Source organism: Bacillus sp. EB106-04-02-XG92, from assembly GCF_058791995.1.
This window is the reverse complement of sequence record NZ_JBYTEA010000009.1, coordinates 188,656-207,379: the sequence shown is the minus strand read 5'-3', so window position 1 is coordinate 207,379 and position 18,724 is coordinate 188,656. Positions and strand designations below refer to the sequence as shown.

The following is an 18,724-nucleotide window of genomic DNA, read 5'->3' as shown; positions in this document are numbered from 1 at the left end:
GAGCCTCAAGAAACGTTTCCGTTCAATCAAGCGAAAGAACGGTATAGTATGTTTTTACTTAAAAGATATATGTTGCCCTATATGTATTGGAAGTTTATGTTAAAAGGAATCCTATAAGGGAAGAGAGAAAGCGGTTATAAAAATTGAAAAGCATTTGAATTAACTATTTGGAGGGAATAGCTATGCTTTTAAAATATTTTTATGATGAAAAATTAGCACATGCTTCCTATTTAGTCGGTTGTCAGAAGGAAGGCGTAGCAATTGTGATTGATCCAGGTCGCTATATAGAACAATATATAGACTTTGCTAAGAAAGAGGGGATGGAAGTAATTGCTGCGGCTGAAACTCACATTCATGCAGATTTTCTTTCTGGGTCTAGAGAACTTTCTACTCTTTATCATGCCAATTTATATGTATCTGATGAAGGTGATTGTGATTGGAAATATCAATATCTTAACGAAGGGCGATACAAATTGGTTAGAGAGGGAACAGAGTTTAAAATAGGTCATATAAAATTTAATGTAATTCACACCCCAGGGCATACGCCTGAAAGTATTTCTTTTTTAGTAACTGATACAAGTCAAAATAATTATACAAATGATAAGCCGATGGGGATATTCACAGGTGATTTTATATTTGTAGGAGATATAGGAAGACCGGATTTATTAGAAACCGCTGTAGGTATGAAAGATACTGCAAAAATAGGAGCGAAACAATTATTTGATTCTATACAAAAAATAAAGATACTTCCTGATTATTGGCAAATATGGCCATCATATGGTGCAGGAAGTGCATGTGGAAAAGCATTAGGAGCAATTCCAACTTCTACATTAGGTTATGAAAAGATGTTTAATTGGGCATTTCAGTGTAATGAAGAAGGTGATTTTATATCGACTGTATTGAAGGGATAGCCAGAGCCTCCAAAGTATTTTTCATTAATGAAGAATTTAAATAAGTATGGTCCTCCAATTCGAAAGAAGAGGGAAGTTTTTTCTATTAATACAGTAGCAGAATTTCAAGAAGTGATGAGGAGCGTTCAGCAAATAGTTGATATAAGGGATGTAGAGAGTTTTGCTTCTGGTCACATTGGTGTGGATGGTTACTAGATTATAAAGCAGAAACTTTAATCATACTAAATGAGGAAGAGGTTAGAGTGGAGGAGGTTATTAGAGAATTTGAATCTACTGGGTTAGACAATATTATTGCTTTTGTACCTTTACAAGTAATACAAAGACTTGATAGATTTGAAAATTACAAAGAAAAAACATCAATTGAATTATATCCGCATATAAAAGGTGGAAAAGTTAAGGTTATCGATGTACGAAGTGAAAAAGTGTGGGAGGAAGGACATCTTCATGATGCAATACATATCCCTTTAGGAAATCTATCTAAGCAGCTAGATTGCATACCAAAAGATTGCCCAATCGTTTTACAATGTCGAACCGGATTGCGTTCCGCTATAGCAGCTAGTATTTTACAAAGAGCAGGTATAAAGGAAGTAGTGAATTTAAGGGAGGATTTCTTGCATGGAAAAAAGAAGAGCTTCCTTACGCAACTTCTAATCTCAATGTGTAGGGAATAGACTCTTATTAATTTAATAGGGTTATAATACACTTTATGCTCAAGGCGAAGAAAATGTTGTCCATTTTATTACACAAAAGCTGAAGATACTACATCAGAAACAAAGTGGATTAGTGTGAACCTAAGAAAAGACGGTAAAATAATTGAAAGTATGCTATATAATGGAGCGCCAGACATTAATACTATTAAAACTATGATAAAAGCTACCGGATTAACATGGCCAGATAAACTAGACAAGATGGTTGAGGGAAAAGAATCAAATAAAATAAATTCTAATAAAATATAGAATTTGTTCACTTTTATGATACATTTATGAAACATTTATATGTTACGTTATAAAAGTCCTTTTTGTATCATTTTCATTCTGTCAAAAAGTCCTAGTCCCCCTAGGGCTTTTTGCGTTTAAATAAAGAGATGTACCGTATTTCTCAATGCACAACATTACTTAACGTGGTAAAATAATATTTGGATGGGAGTCCAATACATATTATTAAAATTAAAGTGGTTCAAGTCGGAGGAAGGCACCTTAGGGTGTCTTTTCTTTTTTCTCAATATAAGAAGTTTAAGAATATGCTATTATGTTAATACAAAGTCCCTTTTGTGCAATGAGATAGTAGTACCCTAATGACCCACCTATTCCCTTTGGTGGGTCTCTTCAAATTCTTCAGCATCATGAAAACCTAAATCAAACGAATATAACGTTTCTGATGCTACAGTATATTTTAAGTGTTCCAATATGTCTGTAAATCCATCATATGGACGGCTTATTTACATAATTATCGATTGCGGAAGTTGAATTTTCTTTTAATTTAATTATCTTTCCCCCATACCAAAAGCAAGTAATAAAATACACACGATCATATAAATTGCAATAATGTTAAGTAGTATTAGTAGCCACTTCATTGAACCTTTTTTTGCTTTTAGTCCCAAAAAGGCCCCTAATAAGGGGAACAGAACCATTGCAATAATAAATGGTTTACCTAATGATCCTAACGACACACCACTCCACAGCGTATAAAACAAAACAATGAAGATTATTAAAGTAGTAAGTGAAAAAACACTATATTTATTCATAAGGGTTCACCTCCCGAAAGTTAGTTATTATTTTCAATGTATAGTGCTCCAATCTTTATAAAATTACTATCTAATTCCTTCTATAATTCCATTTAGTGGAATAATATTATTTTTAGCGGTTTGTTTTATGGAAAAATTTTCTTAGTGTGCGAAATTCGAGTTTTGTTGGTGCTACCCCATCGCTATCAAGCTAAGCTCATACAACATCAATTATAGTAAAGGTTGTTTCTTTTTTCTAAAGGCTAGGTGTAGGGAATTGGAAGATTTGCATACGAAATAAACCCTAATGGGTTTCATTTTTTTGATTTAAGCCACTTGATTATTAGACACGGTACAATTGTAAACGACACCTAATATATCAAAGACTGTTTTCTTCTCATACCTATGAGATTTTCGCCCGTTTTGCTGTAGAAGATTGAATAGGCGATATAGAACCTTTGATAGTTCTTGGGTGTTTTTCTGTATAGCTTGGAAAAGAAGAAGAAAATAATCTCTAATCATATATATGGTCTTATACTCACTCAGTTCTCGTTTCTTTTTCATAAGAAGTAATTGCCGCATTTGAAACATGATAGAAGAACAGAGTAGAATGGCAATTAATTGTCCATACAAATGGCACTCCCATCTTTTTGGTTTTATCTTTTTTCACTGATGAATTTGAAAGAATGACTTCCACGTTTTAAATAAAATTTCGATTTGCCAGTGTAAAGAATACCAATCATGCACTTGTCCCATCGGGACAATGTCTGTAGGTGTGTTTGTCATATATACATTGATGCCACTGAGTCGTTTACTACGAGTAGAATACTTCATTCCTTTCTTTTTTTCCCTTACAGTTTGATCTTGTAATCGTTTTTGTTGTTGTTCTTTGGTTAGTCGATGAACAATCACACGGGTTGGTACTTTATCAGTCATTCCTACATAAGCGTTGGATATTTCACATGTTTGTCCTGGTTGAAGAGAGTTCATTAAGACCTTCATATCTATCTGTATATACTCTGTACCTTTCTTGATTCTTCCATCTTGAAAATAATCAGGAGTAGGATTTTTTTGATACATACGTGTATTGGATTTAATACGAGAGATATAGTAAGCCTTTTGATCTTGTATATGTTGAAGATCTTTCAAGTGAAAATAACCTAAATCACGGATACATAAATCATTCGCTGTCACAGTTGGGGCACATAGAGAACCATAGGTTCGATCATGTTGTTTACCTGGGCCTGTATGAATATGTAGGAACTGTCCACTTAGTAAATCATACTCAAGCTGAATCTTCACCCCAGCTGTATGGCTGCATCCTCCTGCACCTGGATAAACAGATAAAAATACATCGGGAAGTTGAAAGGCAGTTGAATCTAGGATACGAATACGTTTGAAAATAGAAGCGTATGGAGAAGTGAGCATCTTAGTTGAAGATAACTTTTGGTTGAGAAGTTCGGCTAACATTTGTTGTAGGAATTGCACGGCTGTGGCATTAAATCGTTGATTCAGTCCTTCGGGACTGATGAGCACTTCTGTTGATGCTTCTAAACAGCTACATAAATGAGTCAAAGAGCTTTTAGCAACTTTTTGACTGATCCATACACATAAAGCGACTAAATCTTTTGCTTGGTACTTACTGGTTCTTTGCACAAAACCAACATTTCTAGCAAGATCTCGTAAGAAATTTGGAGATAAGAAGTTTTGAATTTTTTGAGCAAATAGTTGTAATTCGTCAGATACAGAAATAGACATACAAAAACGCCATCCTTTCCTATGATTCTACAGAAAGAATAGCGTATTTTCATTGTTTTTGGGATTAATTTCTTAAGTTTCATGGAAATGTATTTACGAATCCAAAATATGGTTGACATTCAGGGATTACATTTGTAATATTGGATTATAGATTACAAATGTAATACAAAGGGTGGAATTTTATAAAATGAAAGAATTACCTAAAATATCGGAAGCTGAATTGGAAATCATGAAAGTTCTTTGGTCAAGGTCGCCTCAAACAGCCAATGAAGTAATTGAAGCACTTGAGGAAACGATGAATTGGAAACCGAAAACGATTCGAACGCTTATTAATCGGTTAGTCCAAAAAGAGGCTGTTTCTTACCATCAGGATAGAGGGCGTATGTATGCATATTATCCATTAGTGTCGCAAGATAGTTATCTACAAGTAGAAACCAAATCGTTCCTCAAACGTTTCTGTGGTACAGCATTTAAACCTTTACTTGTGAATTTCTTAAAAGAAGAAAAACTTTCTTCAGAAGATATTAACGAACTTAAACGTATTCTGGATGAGAAGACTGAGGAAAGTCAGAGGAAGGATAGATGATGATAGATATGTTTGTCAATGTTTATCTACCTCGCTTTTTTGATTGGGTGATAGAAACATCCATTATGGCAAGTATATTAGTTGGCTTAATCTTATGTGTCAAAATCTTGCTTAGAAACAAGTTAACCCCACGATGGCAGTATCTATTATGGATGATTTTAATTGTAAGACTTCTATTACCATGGTCACCGGATAGTTCCTACAGTATCTATTCTATCCTTTCATACAGTAATGGAAATTCAGTTACCTTTCAACAAGCCCCTGTAATTCTTTCTCCTTCAAAAGAACTTAAGCAAGGATCGACAGATATAGGAGATACAAAAATAGTTATAAAAGAAGATACTTATGTATCTGGTTCAACACAAACAGCTGGGGAAAGTAAGAAACAAACGCACAATAATGAAACGTTTTCATTTTATACCATCATTTTATATATTTGGTTTGCTGGGGTCGTCATTCTAAGCTTTACCACCATCATTCTGAATAGAAGCTTATTACTCTACATAAAAAAACAACATATTATTGTAGATGAAAGGATAGTCCAAATTTTTGAAAACTGTAAGAAATCTATGTCTGTTCAACAGGATGTCCCATTACTTTTATCTGGTAAGATTTCAAGTCCAACTGTGTTCGGATTTATTCGACCAAGGGTGTTATTGTCCAGTGTGCATATGAAAGTATTAGATGAGCAACAGTTACGATACATTTTTCATCATGAATTAGCTCACATCAAACGAAGAGATGTTGGTGTGAATTGGCTGATGCACGGCTTACTCATTTTAAATTGGTTTAACCCAATTCTTTGGTATGCCTACTCATGTATGCGGGAAGATCAAGAACTGGCATGTGATGCATTAGCTCTGACATTTATAGATTCAGAGGAACAAATAGCATATGGCCATACTATTATTACTCTTTTAGAACATTATACAAGTTATTATCAAATGCCTAGTTTAGCGAACTTAAGTAGAAATAAAAGAACTTTAAAAAGGAGAATTCGTATGATTAAAAACTTTCAAAAGAAATCATATCGTTGGTCTGCATTTGGAGTTGTTGCTGTAATTGCTGTGTCATCTATATCTTTACTAAATGCAAAAGCAGATATATCAGAAAAACAGAAAAAAGAACAGATAGAAGAAAAAAATGATATAAATGAAACAAAAAAAGAGCCAGAGGTCCCTATTCAACAAATTGTAGAAAAGATAGTTGGTACCAAAGAACAAGCGCTTGAAGAATTAAAAATCCCAGAAGATACATATGAAGGAATACTTGAACACATTACAGTCGCTCGAAATATTTTAACAAAAGAAGAATTTGATAAATTCGTTCGATTGCAAGAAGAATTTTACGCCCTCGATAAGAAAAGAATGACTTTTGGGTCCTTAAGTCAGGATGACCAAAATAAATCTGAAAAAATTTCTGAAGCTCAATGGCCGCTCCAGGAAAAAATCAGGGAACATTTTAGTTTTACGAGGGAAGAGGCACAAGAGTTAGTTGATTTTCCAATTAAAGACCCAACTTATATAGTTGAGGGCTATCAGTTACAGATGAAAACAATAAGATCAAGTATTACACTTGGAAAACCAAATCCAACTATTTTTTCAAAGTATGGAAAAGGGAGAGACAGGTATACGATTTATCAATCATCTCTCCCCGAAAAGCATGAGGACTCATTTTACACGTTAATATCTGACAAAGACAAAATAGAAAATTATGAATTAGAAGGTGCGCAATTCACCTTTGCTAAAACTAAAAATAATGAAAATGCCATGAAGATGATTGTTCCTGCAAAAGGAAAGGAAAGTGCCTATCAAGTTGAAATCTATGCTGCGGCTTTCAGTTTAAATAAGAATGAATTAGAAAAAATCATGATTTCCTTTTTGAAATAAAAAATAGGGTCTCAAGAAAAGAATCTTGGGGCTCTATTTTTATTTGAGTTTGAACGAAATCTCCATGGGTTAAAAGAACTTAATAATCTATAAAACAAAAAGTGAAAAGGAATTTTTGTTTTTGGGGTACTTCAAAATATAAGCTTGATGGGCATGGGGTGCTACCCCATGCCCATCAACTTAAGAATTCAGAATTACTCCAAAATGAAAAAATGAGCTTTTTTGTTACAAATTAGCACAAAATTTTGTTCTGGGAGTACAATAAAATTTTAGCTTGATGGCGATGTGGCGGTACCCCATCACCATCAAGCTAAGGTTCTATTACACTTACAGGAAATTAGTATTTTTAAGTCTTAATCTAGCCCTGTTTCATTTTAACGCGGATTTTTTGCTTTTCGCGGCTACACCTGAACACGATAGCAATACCAAGCGCCGAGGCCCCCGGTACAAAGGGTACGCCCGAATTCATCTCCACTATCAGTAAACCGTTCTCTTCGAAATATCTTCGGGTGTGTGAGATGTCCTTCACTGCTACCACGTACCCGGCGAATCCCGGTAGCAGGGGTGCCATCTCTCCTGGTAGCAGCTCTGACAACCGCGATCCGGGAACGATTGTGATGCGAGCCTTTTCCAAGTTGAAGGTGTGTGTTACTCCATTCGTTTGGACCTCACAATCCAAGTATCGGCCATATTTCCTAGTGAATTCGTCTATCTCGGAATCGTCTACGCATAAGATTGATTCGACTAAATCCGTCGCTCCATATTTTAATATAAAAGACAGGAATGATTCTACGGATATCGGCTATTTAGCAATGTTTATTGATGAAATTAACAGAGCTTTAAATATGAAATTTAATTTTAAACAAAGCGTGGATGGGTGTGTGTGCGATTATATTGTTCAATCTATTGAAAAAGCAGTTTAGTAAATCTTTGCTTAGCATGGGGTTCAAAGTGTTGGCAGTACTCCGTTTTGAGAATACTTCTAATAAAATATGCAACTAGATTAGTATTTCAATTTAAGTTTTCTATGAGTTTCTTAGCAAAAGAGGGGCTTTTGGATAAAAATTTACTTTCTTATTTATAAAAAAAGAAGTCTAGAAATAGACTCCACATTAAAAATGTAAATCAGCATTTTTCTGTTGTTGCCTTTTATTAAGATTATTTCTTATAAATAATTCTGCAACAATTAAATTTGGCACCCACGCTAGCCAAGCAATAACGGCATAACTACGTTCGAAATGCTCCAGCCCAAATAGTAATACAAACAAAGAGAGCCAAATTCTTAATGTAACTGCCGCAAAGGTTAAGGAATAATTTCTAATCATCCAATTCCGGTGGTCTTGAATTTTTTTACTCTTAATTCTGTTCAATGCTTGATATGCCGAGGTTAGCCAAAATACGGATAACAAACCGAAACCGAGCTTTCCTACCAATCCGCCCGTAGCGTAAAAGGATAAATAAAGGCCTGAAATGCTACCTAATAATATACCAATCATATAGATTTTCCCAATCATTCGATGACGATTGATATTCGTTTCCCTAAAACTTGTGGATAATGTAAAAGGACCAATTACTAATGCTATTATACTAGTTGCAATATGTGTAAATAAAATAATATACCAAAGATTACTTAATTTCGAAAGAAACATCAGTTTCATTTGAACAAATCCTGCTTGAAATCCATCCATAATAAAATATTGGACAACAGCATAACCAGCTACTAAAATAGCTGAAAAAGTAAATATAAACCCTGCTTTTTTACTCATAATATTCCTTCCTTTGGGTATTCGCCCATCGCTTTTATTATTTTCTAAATGGTGTTACTTTATAAATTAATCTAAATTTCACATAGAAATTGTGGATATAGCTTGCTTGTAAACTAATTGTTGTTTATTACGATCTGTTCTAAGAACAGATTAGGTATCCATTGAAAGTATTTATCCTCGTATCGGAACAACACTTTTTAAAAATATAGTAACCGTTCTTTTTTTGTCTGTTGTTTCATTTGTTAAGAAAACTTAATGTGAATTAAGGTAAATTTAAACAAACTAGTTATTCGAAAAAAAGACCTCTTACGGAAAGATAAGAGGTCATCAAAAAAATGTTGTATTTGAAACACGTGATGTTTCATAAAGAGAGTATACCATATATTTATATATTGTGTATATATAAATATAAAAATAAAGGAAGTAATGAAGATAGCACATGAGTTTTTCATAAATGTATTAAAAAAGTGATTTTGTAGATCAAGGTCGTCAGCACAGTTAACTAATGGCTTGTTGAAAAAAGAAGCCCCGCAGAAAATATTACTGGGCCTCATAAAATTGAGATATGTCGTACTCACAAGAGATTTTAACATGGATTTAGTGGTGAATAAATCAGTAAATATGTCTAATTAATCTGGAGCTATTATCTTAAACAAAAACGCTATTTTAGTAGAAAGTGAAGATGTTGGTTTTATAAGCATAAGTACATCTGAAATAAAATCCCTCGCCTATTATGAAAAAAGCGAGGGAGAGATGTGAGCCAACTTGTATTGATAGATTACTTATTAATTATAGTAACCAATCCAACCTACTGGCCCCTCATAAGTACAAACTAATTTTCCTGTAACGCCGTTCTTTGTATAATTTTCTGGGACCTTTGGAGAATTAAACAACTGAGAAAATTTATGCTTTTTTTGTGCACATTTGTTATCAGAAGCTTTGAGCGGCGCATCATTTACTTGTGCCGCAGATACACCAGTAACACCAGAGAACATAATACCAATTGCAAATGTTCCAATAATTAATTTTTTAAACATAAAAACATCTCCATTCTATCAGTAATTTTCTATCAATTTTTCTATAACTTTGATAGACAGCCCGATTATACCAATAGAAAAAAGAGAAAAATGTAATATTTTGTATATTCTGAAAATAAATCGTAAAATTTGACATTCATGTCAGGTGTTCTAATGTTTTGGCGGTACTAGTACTAGTTTGAACAATACCAGTGAAACTAAATAAAAATTTCATTTTGTCATAGATAAAAAGGCGGTTGTTTCCGCAACCACCTTTTTATAAAACAGAGAAACTTTTTCAGAAATAAAATATGAATATTTCTTGAAAAGGTTATAGGATATAATCCCATTTTTATAACGAAAGTGACGAGCTCAGGTTATAAGAAAGGACTGACTATAGTGTATGAAAGCTTACTTAGAAAGGTCACAAATAAAAGAGCAGCTAGCAAAAGCTAACTGCTCTGATCAAAATGAAAATCTAGATGCATAGATAGTATATGACAAGTTATCGGTTATATTCAAGGAGGAATGGATATGCAGAAAACAACCAAATATGATTACTAAGTTTCATACATGTTTATTCGTGATGAAGGTGGTCATTGGGAGTGGGGAAATGACCATGTAAATATACTCGAAACCTATAGTGGTATTGAATGGATAAGAGGAATAGAGGGGCGAATTTGTAGGCGATATAAATTTAGCAAAGTGACGATAATAAACTTTGTTGAGTTGTTTGTTGAAAATAAAAGAGCGGCTAGCAAAAGCTAACTGCTCAGGTAATAGAAATGGGTTGTCTACAGTATTGACGGAATATTGAGTTTTATTTAGAGGGAAATGGAAAATCCCTCACCAATTATGAAGCGGTGAGGGATTTAAATAATCTAAATATATACAGATATAACAATGTGAGTTAGATTACTTATTAATTTTGAACGTATGGTAGGTTGCCTATATATCTAGTTTTAAGGTTTTAGGGAACGTGCAACAAAAGTATATTTTCCATCGCCTCCGTTACTGGTAGATACATATAACGTATATAAGCCAGTATTATTGACATCATTGTAATAATCAGCTAATTTTGTTGTTGATTTCCCAGGGGCTAAAGTTCCACCAGACCATCTTGCTCCTTTTGCATCAGTAATCTTCCAGGTAAGATTATTCTTTCCTTCATTCTTAATGTAGTATCTTATATCAAAATTTAGGCTATTAACATTAAATTGCACATCATCATTACCTGTAAATGAAATACTTTGAAAATTAGCGAGTAATCCAGGCTTAACATCTAGTGCATTTAACGACATGTATGGGGTAATAGTAGTTGAACTAACCGGATTGGATGCCCGATCTTGTGTTTCTTGTGCGTAGGTAGGACTAAAACTAACTCCGAGTAATCCTAATGCTAAAGATGCAGAAATTAGAGGTTTTTTCATTTTAAACAATGTATCTCACACTCCTATAATATATTTCCTTCATTAGTAATTATTGCATTAATAGTAATTGATTGTAAGCTGTTTCTTGAATAAATAAGAGTTTTATATATTGATAAATATCATTTTGAATATTCAAATAATAGAATCGTAGGGTATTGATAAAGCTTTATTGCTGGAATCGCGATAGAGAAATATATTTAGGGTTGCACGGAGAGGGTATAGGATCGTTTTATAAAGAAGAAAACTCAACAAAATAATCCTTTGAATAGAAAGTGAGGTTAAAAGAATAGAAGGTAACGTAAAACTATTAGGTGCAGACGGAATGTGTGGAATGGAGTTTACGGGGAATAAGGTTAATGTTTATAACGATTCGGGATGCGTAATATGTTTATCAACTACAGATGCCCCTGCTCTGTGTTACATGAACTTTGCATATGAAATTCACGATAAAATAACATGAATATTCTGTTTTTATTTTAAAAAATGTCAGTTAGGAGGTCGTGTACTATTATTGCTAGAATTATATAAAAGTGTCAAAAAATAGGGATGGAGAGTGGTGTTTTTGAAAAAGAAGGTTTTATCTTCAACATTAGCTTTATCTATGGTTTTAGGGGTATTTGCGACAATAGATACGTCTCGTACATATGCAGCGGAGAAAAAAATACAATACAGTCAAAAATTTCATACACCATCTTATATTGGGGAAGAGTGGAAAGCACCAGAAGGATTAGATAAAAAAGAGAGTGTATTCCAGTATTTAAAGAGTAAGAATGACATGTTTAAATTAGCAGGAAATATGGAGGAATATTTTGAAATCGTGAGAGAAGAAGAAGACGCAGAAGCAGAAACGACGCATGTAAAGCTTATTGAAAAATATAATGGTGTTCCTGTATATGGTTCTGATCAAACAATAGCACTTGATAAAAATAATAATGTGAAAGCATTTTTTGGACAAGTTATCCCGAATTTAGAAAATAAAAATATCCCATCAACTGCAAAGATTTCAGAAAAAGAGGCTGTAAATATTGCGAAAGCTGGTATTGAGAAAGAGATGGGAAAAGTAGATAACTATGATGGTATTAAGAAAGATTTATACATATATGAAAAAGATGGGGAATATTATCTTTCCTATGTTATAAAAGCATCGGTTTCAAAACCAGAACCAGGATACTGGCATTATTTTATTGATGCAACAAATGGAAAAGTAATTAATAAATATAATGCGGTCGATCATATGACTGGTTTTGGATATGGTGTTTTAGGAAACAAACAATCATTTGAAATTGTTCAAAATGGAAAAACAGGGTTTTTTCATTTATTTGATGGCAAACGTGGAAATGGTGTTCATACGTTTGATTCGAGAGATTTGGATAAACAATTTCATGATTCAACATCACATGGACTAGGATATACGGGTTATGAAATTAAAAGTAAGTTCAAGTCCTTTGAAGATAAAGCAGGTGTTGATGCACATGTAAATGCAGAAAAAGTATACGACTATTATAAGAAAACATTTAATCGTAATTCCTATGATAACAAAGGAGCAAAGTTACGTTCTGTTGTTCACGTAGGGAAAAATTGGAATAACGCTGGGTGGAACGGTGTGTATATGTCGTATGGTGATGGAGATGGAAAAATGTTTATTCCATTTTCGGCGAGCTTAGATGTTGTCGCCCACGAGTTGACACATGCTGTAACAGAGCATACAGCAAATTTAGAGTATCAAGATGAATCTGGTGCATTAAACGAATCACTTTCGGATATTTTCGGTGTGATGGTAGACCGGGATGATTGGGAGACGGGTGAAGATATTTATACACCGGATATAGCTGGGGATGCGATGCGTTCCTTAAGTGATCCGTCTTCCATTCCAAACCCATTAGATCCAACTATGGGTTATCCAGATCATTACAGACACTATTACCCGACTCCATATGATAATGGCGGTGTTCATATTAATAGTAGTATCAATAATAAAGCAGCATATTTAATGTCTGAAGGTGGCTGGCATTTTGGTGTGGAAGTAAATGGTGTTGGTCGCGAAGCTACAGAAAAAATTTACTATCGTGCTCTTACAAAATATTTAACTGCAAAATCTAATTTTAAAATGATGCGCCAAGCCGCACTTCTAGCAGCAGAAGATTTATATGGTAAAAACTCTAAAGAAGTGCAAGCTGTAACGAAGGCTTATGATGCAGTTGGGATAGAATAAGAAAAAAAGACCTGATATATAATGTCAGGTCTTTTCTTACTGGAATAGCCACAATACTTAACTGTTGCATGGAATATTCTATCCGATTTGAGTCAATTCTTAAATACAAATTGGTGCCACTAGAGAAAGATATTTTGTATGGAAAAGTGGGGCTGACATAATTGATAGTTATAGGTTTTTTTGTTATAAGTACACTTTATTGAAATAAATGTAATTATATAATATATTCCTGTGTGATATGTATTTTGTATTATATAGTACTATCTAATATATAATACTGAAAGTTCAAGAAGGGAGTGAGTCTTCGTTGAATGTAAAATTTCAATAAGATGACTTGGAGTTGTGTTTCTTTATGTTGTTTGATAGGTAAGATAGTTACGGATATGAAATTGGTTAAAAAGATTTTAAGTCAAATCCAGCTATTAAAATAGTCATAAGTGTGTTCTAAGGAAATGTAGGGGTTTCTAGTGTTAACATATATGTTTAAAGAGAGGTATTTAACGTCTGTTAGGAAAGAATGATGCTTTTAAAAATAATCGTTCTGAAGACGATTATCAATTCAATGTGGCTCTTTTAACATTGGTGAAGATGATAGAAAACAGCAAACAACAAGCTATATCATATTTTTTGTTAAACAAATAAGAGATGACAGCGATTACTTTACTAAGGGGGAATTTCTTATATGAAAAATAAACTATTTGGGGTATTAGCCCATGCCCATCAAGCTAAAATTTTATTACACCCCCAGAACGAAATTTTTAGGCTTTCTTGTAACGAAAAAGCTTATTTATTGTTTTGGGGGTGACCTGTTTTCTTAGGTTGATGGCAATGGGGTAGCACCACATGTCCATCAAGCTAAGGGGGACAAGAGGGTATATGTGAATGTGTTTTTTGAAATTTTTACGACTACACTAAAGGTGTGCATAACAAATAAACCTATTAAATAGGTGTTTTTAAAAATATTATGCAACTTGGAAACCTTGTGACAACGTACAATCATACACAACACCTAAGATATCAAAGACTGTTTTCTTTTCATACCGGTGAGATTTTCGTCCGTTTTTTTCTAACTGGTAAAACAAACGCAATAAAATTTTTAATAATTCATGGATGCCCTTCTTTAGTCCCTCATAAAACAATAGATAATAATTCTTTATCATATAGATGGATTTGTATTCACTCAGCTCTTTCTTTTTCTTATCTAAGAGTAACTGACGCATTTTGAACATCGTCGATGAACAGAGTAAAATACTAATGAGTTGCCCATATAAATGGCATTCTAAGCGTTCTTTCTTAATTTCTTTGCACCTGTCAATTTTAAAAAAAGATTTCCATGTTTTGAACAAAATTTCAATTTGCCAGCGTAATGAATACAAGTCATGGATATGTTCCGTTGGAACATTTTCTGTAGAAAGATTCGTAATATACACGTTGATACCACTCAACCGTTTACTTCGTTCTTTGTAGGTAATACCTTTCTTTTTTTCTTTTTTGGCTTGTTCCTTCAACCTTTTCTCTGTTTGTTCTTTTGTTAATCGATGAATAATAACACGAGCTGGTAATTTTTGATACTGTCCAATGTATGCCTCTGAAATCTCCATTGTTTGACCAGGGGACAATTGATTCATGATTTCTTCCATATCTAACTGAATATAGAGTGACCCTTTCTTCAGGGTCCCATTTCGAAAATACTCTGGCCTATCATTCTTACGATAGATTCGAGAATTTAATTTCAAACGTGAGATATAGTAAGCTCCTTTATCATGGATATTCTGTAAATCATGTAAGTCAAAATAGCCTAAATCTCTTATATACAAGTTTTTTGGTCGAATGGTTTGTAGGCTTGTTGAACCAAAGGCTTTATCATTTTCTCTTCCTTCTCCTACATAAACGTGCAGGAACTTCCCACTCAATAAGTCATACTCTAATTGAATTTTGACTCCTGCCGTATGGCTACTTCCACCCGAACCTTGATAATGTGAAGAAAATATATCTGGAAGCTGAAATGTTGTAGAATCTAGAATCCGAATGTGCTTAAAGGTCGTGGTGTATTGATGAATTATTTCTTGTGTTGAATGAATTCTTTGAGTTAGAAGTTTAGCTAGAACTTGTTCAAGAAACTGTACTGCGGAAGCATTAAATCGTTGGTTAAGCCCTTCAGGGCTGATAAGAACACCTGTAGATACTTCAAGACAGCTACATAATTGTGTGAGTGATGTACTTGCAACCTGTTGGCTAAGCCATACACATAAAGCAACTAATTCCTTTGCTTGATATTTACTCTTTCGATGAACGAATCCTATTTCTTTAGCTAAGTGCTCTAGAACATGGGGAGACATATATTGTTGTAATTCTTCAGCAATCGGTTGAAGTTCGTCAAGAATCGGAAGATCCATAAAAAAACGCCATCCTTTCCTATAATTCTACAAAAAGGATAACGTCTTTTTTTCTTTATGAATAGTGCAAAACCTTAGCTTGATAACGATGTGGCGGTACCCCATGCAAATTAATTTAAGAATTCAGGATTTTCCTAAAATGAAAAAATGAGGTTTTTTGTCACAAGTCAGCACAAAATTTCGTTTGGTTATTTGTTTTTTGGGGTTGATGAAGACGTGTTGCTACTCCTGTAAAGGTAGTACCAAGTAACTAATAAATTATGCCTGTTTTATATAATTTTCGCAAATCACTTTGACTCATTAATTGTTATCATTATAAAATAATATAAGGATATATTTTACTAGCAGTTATATGTTTAGGTATATCCTTTTTGTAATTATAAGGAAGAAATTTAAGTTAAGACTGAAACAATAAGTTAGGAAAACTAAACTACGCAGCAGACAATGCAAAAACTCATGAAGGTCTGTCTATTGTTGAAGAAAAGAATTACTAAGAGAAAAAGGGGATAAGTTTAAAATGAATATTAATAAATCATTTAAGGGTATCGCAATAGCAGGGTTAAGTGTTAGTTTCATGCTAGTAGGTTGCACATTAAATACATATGGACTTACACAGTCAGAGTATAGAAAAGTAGATAAGTATTATGATGCAGATAAAATGGTATCTGACCTAAAGAAATTACACTATAGTGATGAACAGATTGAAAATCAACTAAGAAACGCCTTGTCTAGAATTGAGTATGAAAAGGGAAGTAAGGAAGACGAATCAAGTAGTAAAGAAAGTAAATCAAATGTATCAGACACAGAAGGTGAAAACAAGGTAAAAGTATCTGAAGAAGATTACCCTTATCGTTTGACTGAACTACACTTAGAATTCCAGTATCATTTAAAAAAATTAGAAAAGAAAACTGATGAATTATTTACAAAAGAGGGTGTCTACATAGGTGAGATAGATTCCTTAATTAGTCACATTAGTTTGGACATAAACCGTTTTGAAAAAATCAAACCACCTAAAAAGTATGAAGACTACCAATTTTTAATACAAGAAGGGGTAGAAGAGATTAGAAAACACCTAATAAAAATAGAAGATGCAGTTAGACAGTATGATGCCCGTAAGTATGATGGTGAATATGATAAGGATAAAGCAAAAGAAAGCATACAAAACGGTATGTTTGGGATAGATGATGGTGTTTCTAAATGGGAGACAGTATTTAATGGGATAAACGAGAAATACCCTGATGTAGAGCAAAAGGTAAAGGAAGAGAACCAGAAACATGCGAAAGAGGGTCATCGTGAGGAAGATTTAAACGACAAAGTTAGTGGTTCAGAAGTTGATAAATACAAAGCAGCCATCGTAGAAAATACAAATAAGATGGATGAAGTTATGAGAATGATACAAAATATAGGGCATTCAGATATAAAGGATTATGAGTCAAAGAAAAGTGAAATCCAATTGAGTTTGGATATGGCAAAAATACACGTAAGAGACATCAAATACCTTGAGGCACCTAAAGGGTTAGAAGTTGAACAAAAAAAGATAAAGCAGGCAATGGATAATTACTGGAATGCTCTGCAATTACTCTCAGATGCATTAGAAGAACAAAATGATAATAAGTTGGAACAGGCAGAAAACAAAGCAGAACAGGCAATGAAACTATTTAAAAAAGCAACTGAGAGTATTAAAAGTAAAACGAACTAATCATGAAAATGGGCATATGGCGGTAGCCCTATTGCAAATTAACAAATAAAAAAGATAAGATCTGAGATTAGGATCTTATCTTTTCACAAAGAGAAATATTTTGCATAATATCTTATTATTCAATTTCTTGTTTCCTCTAATGCTTTTCTTCTTGGTTAAACATCTATTGCGTCATACGCAAATATGTACACTTGATTAGCCAATAGTTGCCTTATACGTTATATAGGCTAAAATAACGGAAAGGTTTACTCTGATAAAATCCAAATGACTACAAATATTCCTGTAACCGCCGCAGCTCCAAAAAATCCTAACAACATTTTCCCATAAGTACCAGTAACAACTTCTTTTAAATCTGCTTTTGCCTTTTTCTTGTCTTCTCCTGTTGAAAAGAGATAACTAATAAAATGTACGACTAGTGAAACTAATGCCGCGATTATTTCTATCATTACTTATGTACCTCCCTAATATATGCGAACTATTAATTAGCCAATAATTGTCTTATACATTATATCAGCTAGGGTACATGCAAATATAACAAATTATTTGTATAACTTATTTTTAAAATGGATATATTAAAAAAATATACCTAATAATTCCTTGGCGTACGAAATTCTTGTTATGTTGGCAGGACCCCATCGCTATCAAGCCAAGAAAATATAACTACCCCCAGAACAATATTTTATGCTAATTTGTAATAAAAAAGCTCATTTTTTCGTTTTGGGGCTGATTTGTATTCTTAAGTTGATGGGCATGGGGTAGCACCAACCAAACGCGAATTTCGTACGCTAAGGAATTTTTCATATAGGGGTCACCATATATGAAAAGCCGATTTTCTGTAAAGGATTGAACAGACGAAATAATATCTTTGTTAACAAGCATAATCACGTTCTGATTTTAGAACGTGGTTTAAATAAAGTTATTTAATGTTTAAATTTCCGAATACTTAAATATTATTTTATCAAATTTAATGAACTAACATTATTTGTAAAATGTGTTAAGTTTGTTGTGTAAGATATAAAAATACTTGAGGGGGAATTTTTATGTTTAAGAAATTAGTAGTTGGAGCATTAGCGACTGGTATTATGTTATCTGGTGCAGGTGGAGCGATGGCTGCAACACCTAATACAGAAAGTCCAAAGCAAGAAAAGGTTACTATGGCTGCACAATTGGTAAAAGTTGTAGAACAAGGGTATATTTCTAGATACTCTATACCGAACACAAAGGTGGAATTCGGTGTCACTTATTACTTGAAACATGCATGGCAAGAAGCCGATGGTACATGGACAGCTTATTTTGAAGGCTGGCGTTAATTAATTTAATATTTAATTCTATTTATAA

General features: G+C 33.4%; 13 protein-coding genes and 2 pseudogenes. 8 read left to right on the top strand and 7 right to left on the bottom strand.

Features of this window, described 5'->3' with window-relative positions:
* Positions 1 to 182: 182 nt before the first annotated feature.
* Both AC3WVA_RS21300 and AC3WVA_RS21295 read left to right on the top strand, forming a co-directional pair.
* A pseudogene (locus tag AC3WVA_RS21300) lies at positions 183 to 1,575 on the top strand (MBL fold metallo-hydrolase).
* A 121-nt stretch (positions 1,576 to 1,696) separates the two neighbouring features.
* Positions 1,697 to 1,867, top strand: coding sequence for a hypothetical protein (locus AC3WVA_RS21295; protein WP_492322170.1), 171 nt, complete (start codon positions 1,697 to 1,699; stop codon positions 1,865 to 1,867).
* A 527-nt stretch (positions 1,868 to 2,394) separates the two neighbouring features.
* Here AC3WVA_RS21295 and AC3WVA_RS21290 read toward each other — a convergent pair.
* Together AC3WVA_RS21290 and AC3WVA_RS21285 are read right to left on the bottom strand one after the other, a co-directional pair.
* Positions 2,395 to 2,655 (bottom strand): hypothetical protein, encoded by a 261-nt coding sequence (locus AC3WVA_RS21290; protein WP_098904100.1) that lies wholly within the window; start codon positions 2,653 to 2,655, stop codon positions 2,395 to 2,397.
* Positions 2,656 to 2,961: 306 nt separating this feature from the next.
* Positions 2,962 to 4,392: pseudogene (locus tag AC3WVA_RS21285) on the bottom strand (IS4 family transposase).
* A gap of 187 nt (positions 4,393 to 4,579) precedes the next feature.
* On the opposite strand from AC3WVA_RS21285, the gene AC3WVA_RS21280 reads away from it, so the two are divergent.
* Positions 4,580 to 4,978 carry a BlaI/MecI/CopY family transcriptional regulator gene (locus AC3WVA_RS21280; RefSeq protein WP_492322169.1) on the top strand — a complete coding sequence of 133 codons (399 nt, stop codon included), beginning with the start codon at positions 4,580 to 4,582 and terminating at the stop codon, positions 4,976 to 4,978.
* Entirely contained in the window at positions 4,978 to 6,867 is a 1,890-nt protein-coding gene (locus AC3WVA_RS21275; RefSeq protein WP_492322168.1) for a M56 family metallopeptidase, read from the top strand. The genes AC3WVA_RS21280 and AC3WVA_RS21275 overlap by 1 nt, the downstream gene beginning before the upstream one ends.
* A 1,112-nt stretch (positions 6,868 to 7,979) precedes the next feature.
* On the opposite strand, the gene AC3WVA_RS21270 is transcribed toward AC3WVA_RS21275, so the two are convergent.
* The 3 genes from AC3WVA_RS21270 to AC3WVA_RS21260 all read right to left on the bottom strand — a co-directional run bounded on the left by AC3WVA_RS21270 (position 7,980) and on the right by AC3WVA_RS21260 (position 11,079).
* Complete coding sequence (locus tag AC3WVA_RS21270) at positions 7,980 to 8,633, bottom strand: DUF2306 domain-containing protein (protein ID WP_098904102.1); 654 nt, start codon at positions 8,631 to 8,633, stop codon at positions 7,980 to 7,982.
* A gap of 785 nt (positions 8,634 to 9,418) precedes the next feature.
* Positions 9,419 to 9,670 (bottom strand): hypothetical protein, encoded by a 252-nt coding sequence (locus AC3WVA_RS21265; RefSeq protein WP_158318228.1) that lies wholly within the window; start codon positions 9,668 to 9,670, stop codon positions 9,419 to 9,421.
* A gap of 941 nt (positions 9,671 to 10,611) precedes the next feature.
* On the bottom strand, positions 10,612 to 11,079 hold the full coding sequence (locus AC3WVA_RS21260; RefSeq protein ID WP_492322172.1) for a hypothetical protein: 468 nt from the start codon (positions 11,077 to 11,079) through the stop codon (positions 10,612 to 10,614).
* A 562-nt stretch (positions 11,080 to 11,641) separates the two neighbouring features.
* Between AC3WVA_RS21260 and AC3WVA_RS21255 the strand changes: the two genes are divergently transcribed.
* The gene (locus AC3WVA_RS21255) at positions 11,642 to 13,291 is read left to right on the top strand and encodes a M4 family metallopeptidase (protein ID WP_158318230.1); all 1,650 of its coding nucleotides are present in this window, start codon (positions 11,642 to 11,644) and stop codon (positions 13,289 to 13,291) included.
* Between the two features lie 682 nt (positions 13,292 to 13,973).
* On the top strand, positions 13,974 to 14,096 hold the full coding sequence (locus tag AC3WVA_RS21250; RefSeq protein WP_267876746.1) for a hypothetical protein: 123 nt from the start codon (positions 13,974 to 13,976) through the stop codon (positions 14,094 to 14,096).
* Between the two features lie 157 nt (positions 14,097 to 14,253).
* On the opposite strand, the gene AC3WVA_RS21245 is transcribed toward AC3WVA_RS21250, so the two are convergent.
* Complete coding sequence (locus AC3WVA_RS21245; protein WP_000365467.1) at positions 14,254 to 15,687, bottom strand: IS4 family transposase; 1,434 nt, start codon at positions 15,685 to 15,687, stop codon at positions 14,254 to 14,256.
* Between the two features lie 517 nt (positions 15,688 to 16,204).
* On the opposite strand from AC3WVA_RS21245, the gene AC3WVA_RS21240 reads away from it, so the two are divergent.
* On the top strand, positions 16,205 to 17,386 hold the full coding sequence (locus tag AC3WVA_RS21240; RefSeq protein ID WP_001024592.1) for a DUF7018 domain-containing (lipo)protein: 1,182 nt from the start codon (positions 16,205 to 16,207) through the stop codon (positions 17,384 to 17,386).
* 245 nt (positions 17,387 to 17,631) lie between these two features.
* On the opposite strand, the gene AC3WVA_RS21235 is transcribed toward AC3WVA_RS21240, so the two are convergent.
* The gene (locus AC3WVA_RS21235) at positions 17,632 to 17,832 is read right to left on the bottom strand and encodes a hypothetical protein (RefSeq protein WP_000569755.1); all 201 of its coding nucleotides are present in this window, start codon (positions 17,830 to 17,832) and stop codon (positions 17,632 to 17,634) included.
* Between the two features lie 594 nt (positions 17,833 to 18,426).
* Here AC3WVA_RS21235 and AC3WVA_RS21230 point away from each other — a divergent pair.
* Positions 18,427 to 18,696, top strand: coding sequence for an LCI fold-containing protein (locus tag AC3WVA_RS21230; RefSeq protein WP_098375559.1), 270 nt, complete (start codon positions 18,427 to 18,429; stop codon positions 18,694 to 18,696).
* Positions 18,697 to 18,724: the final 28 nt, after the last annotated feature.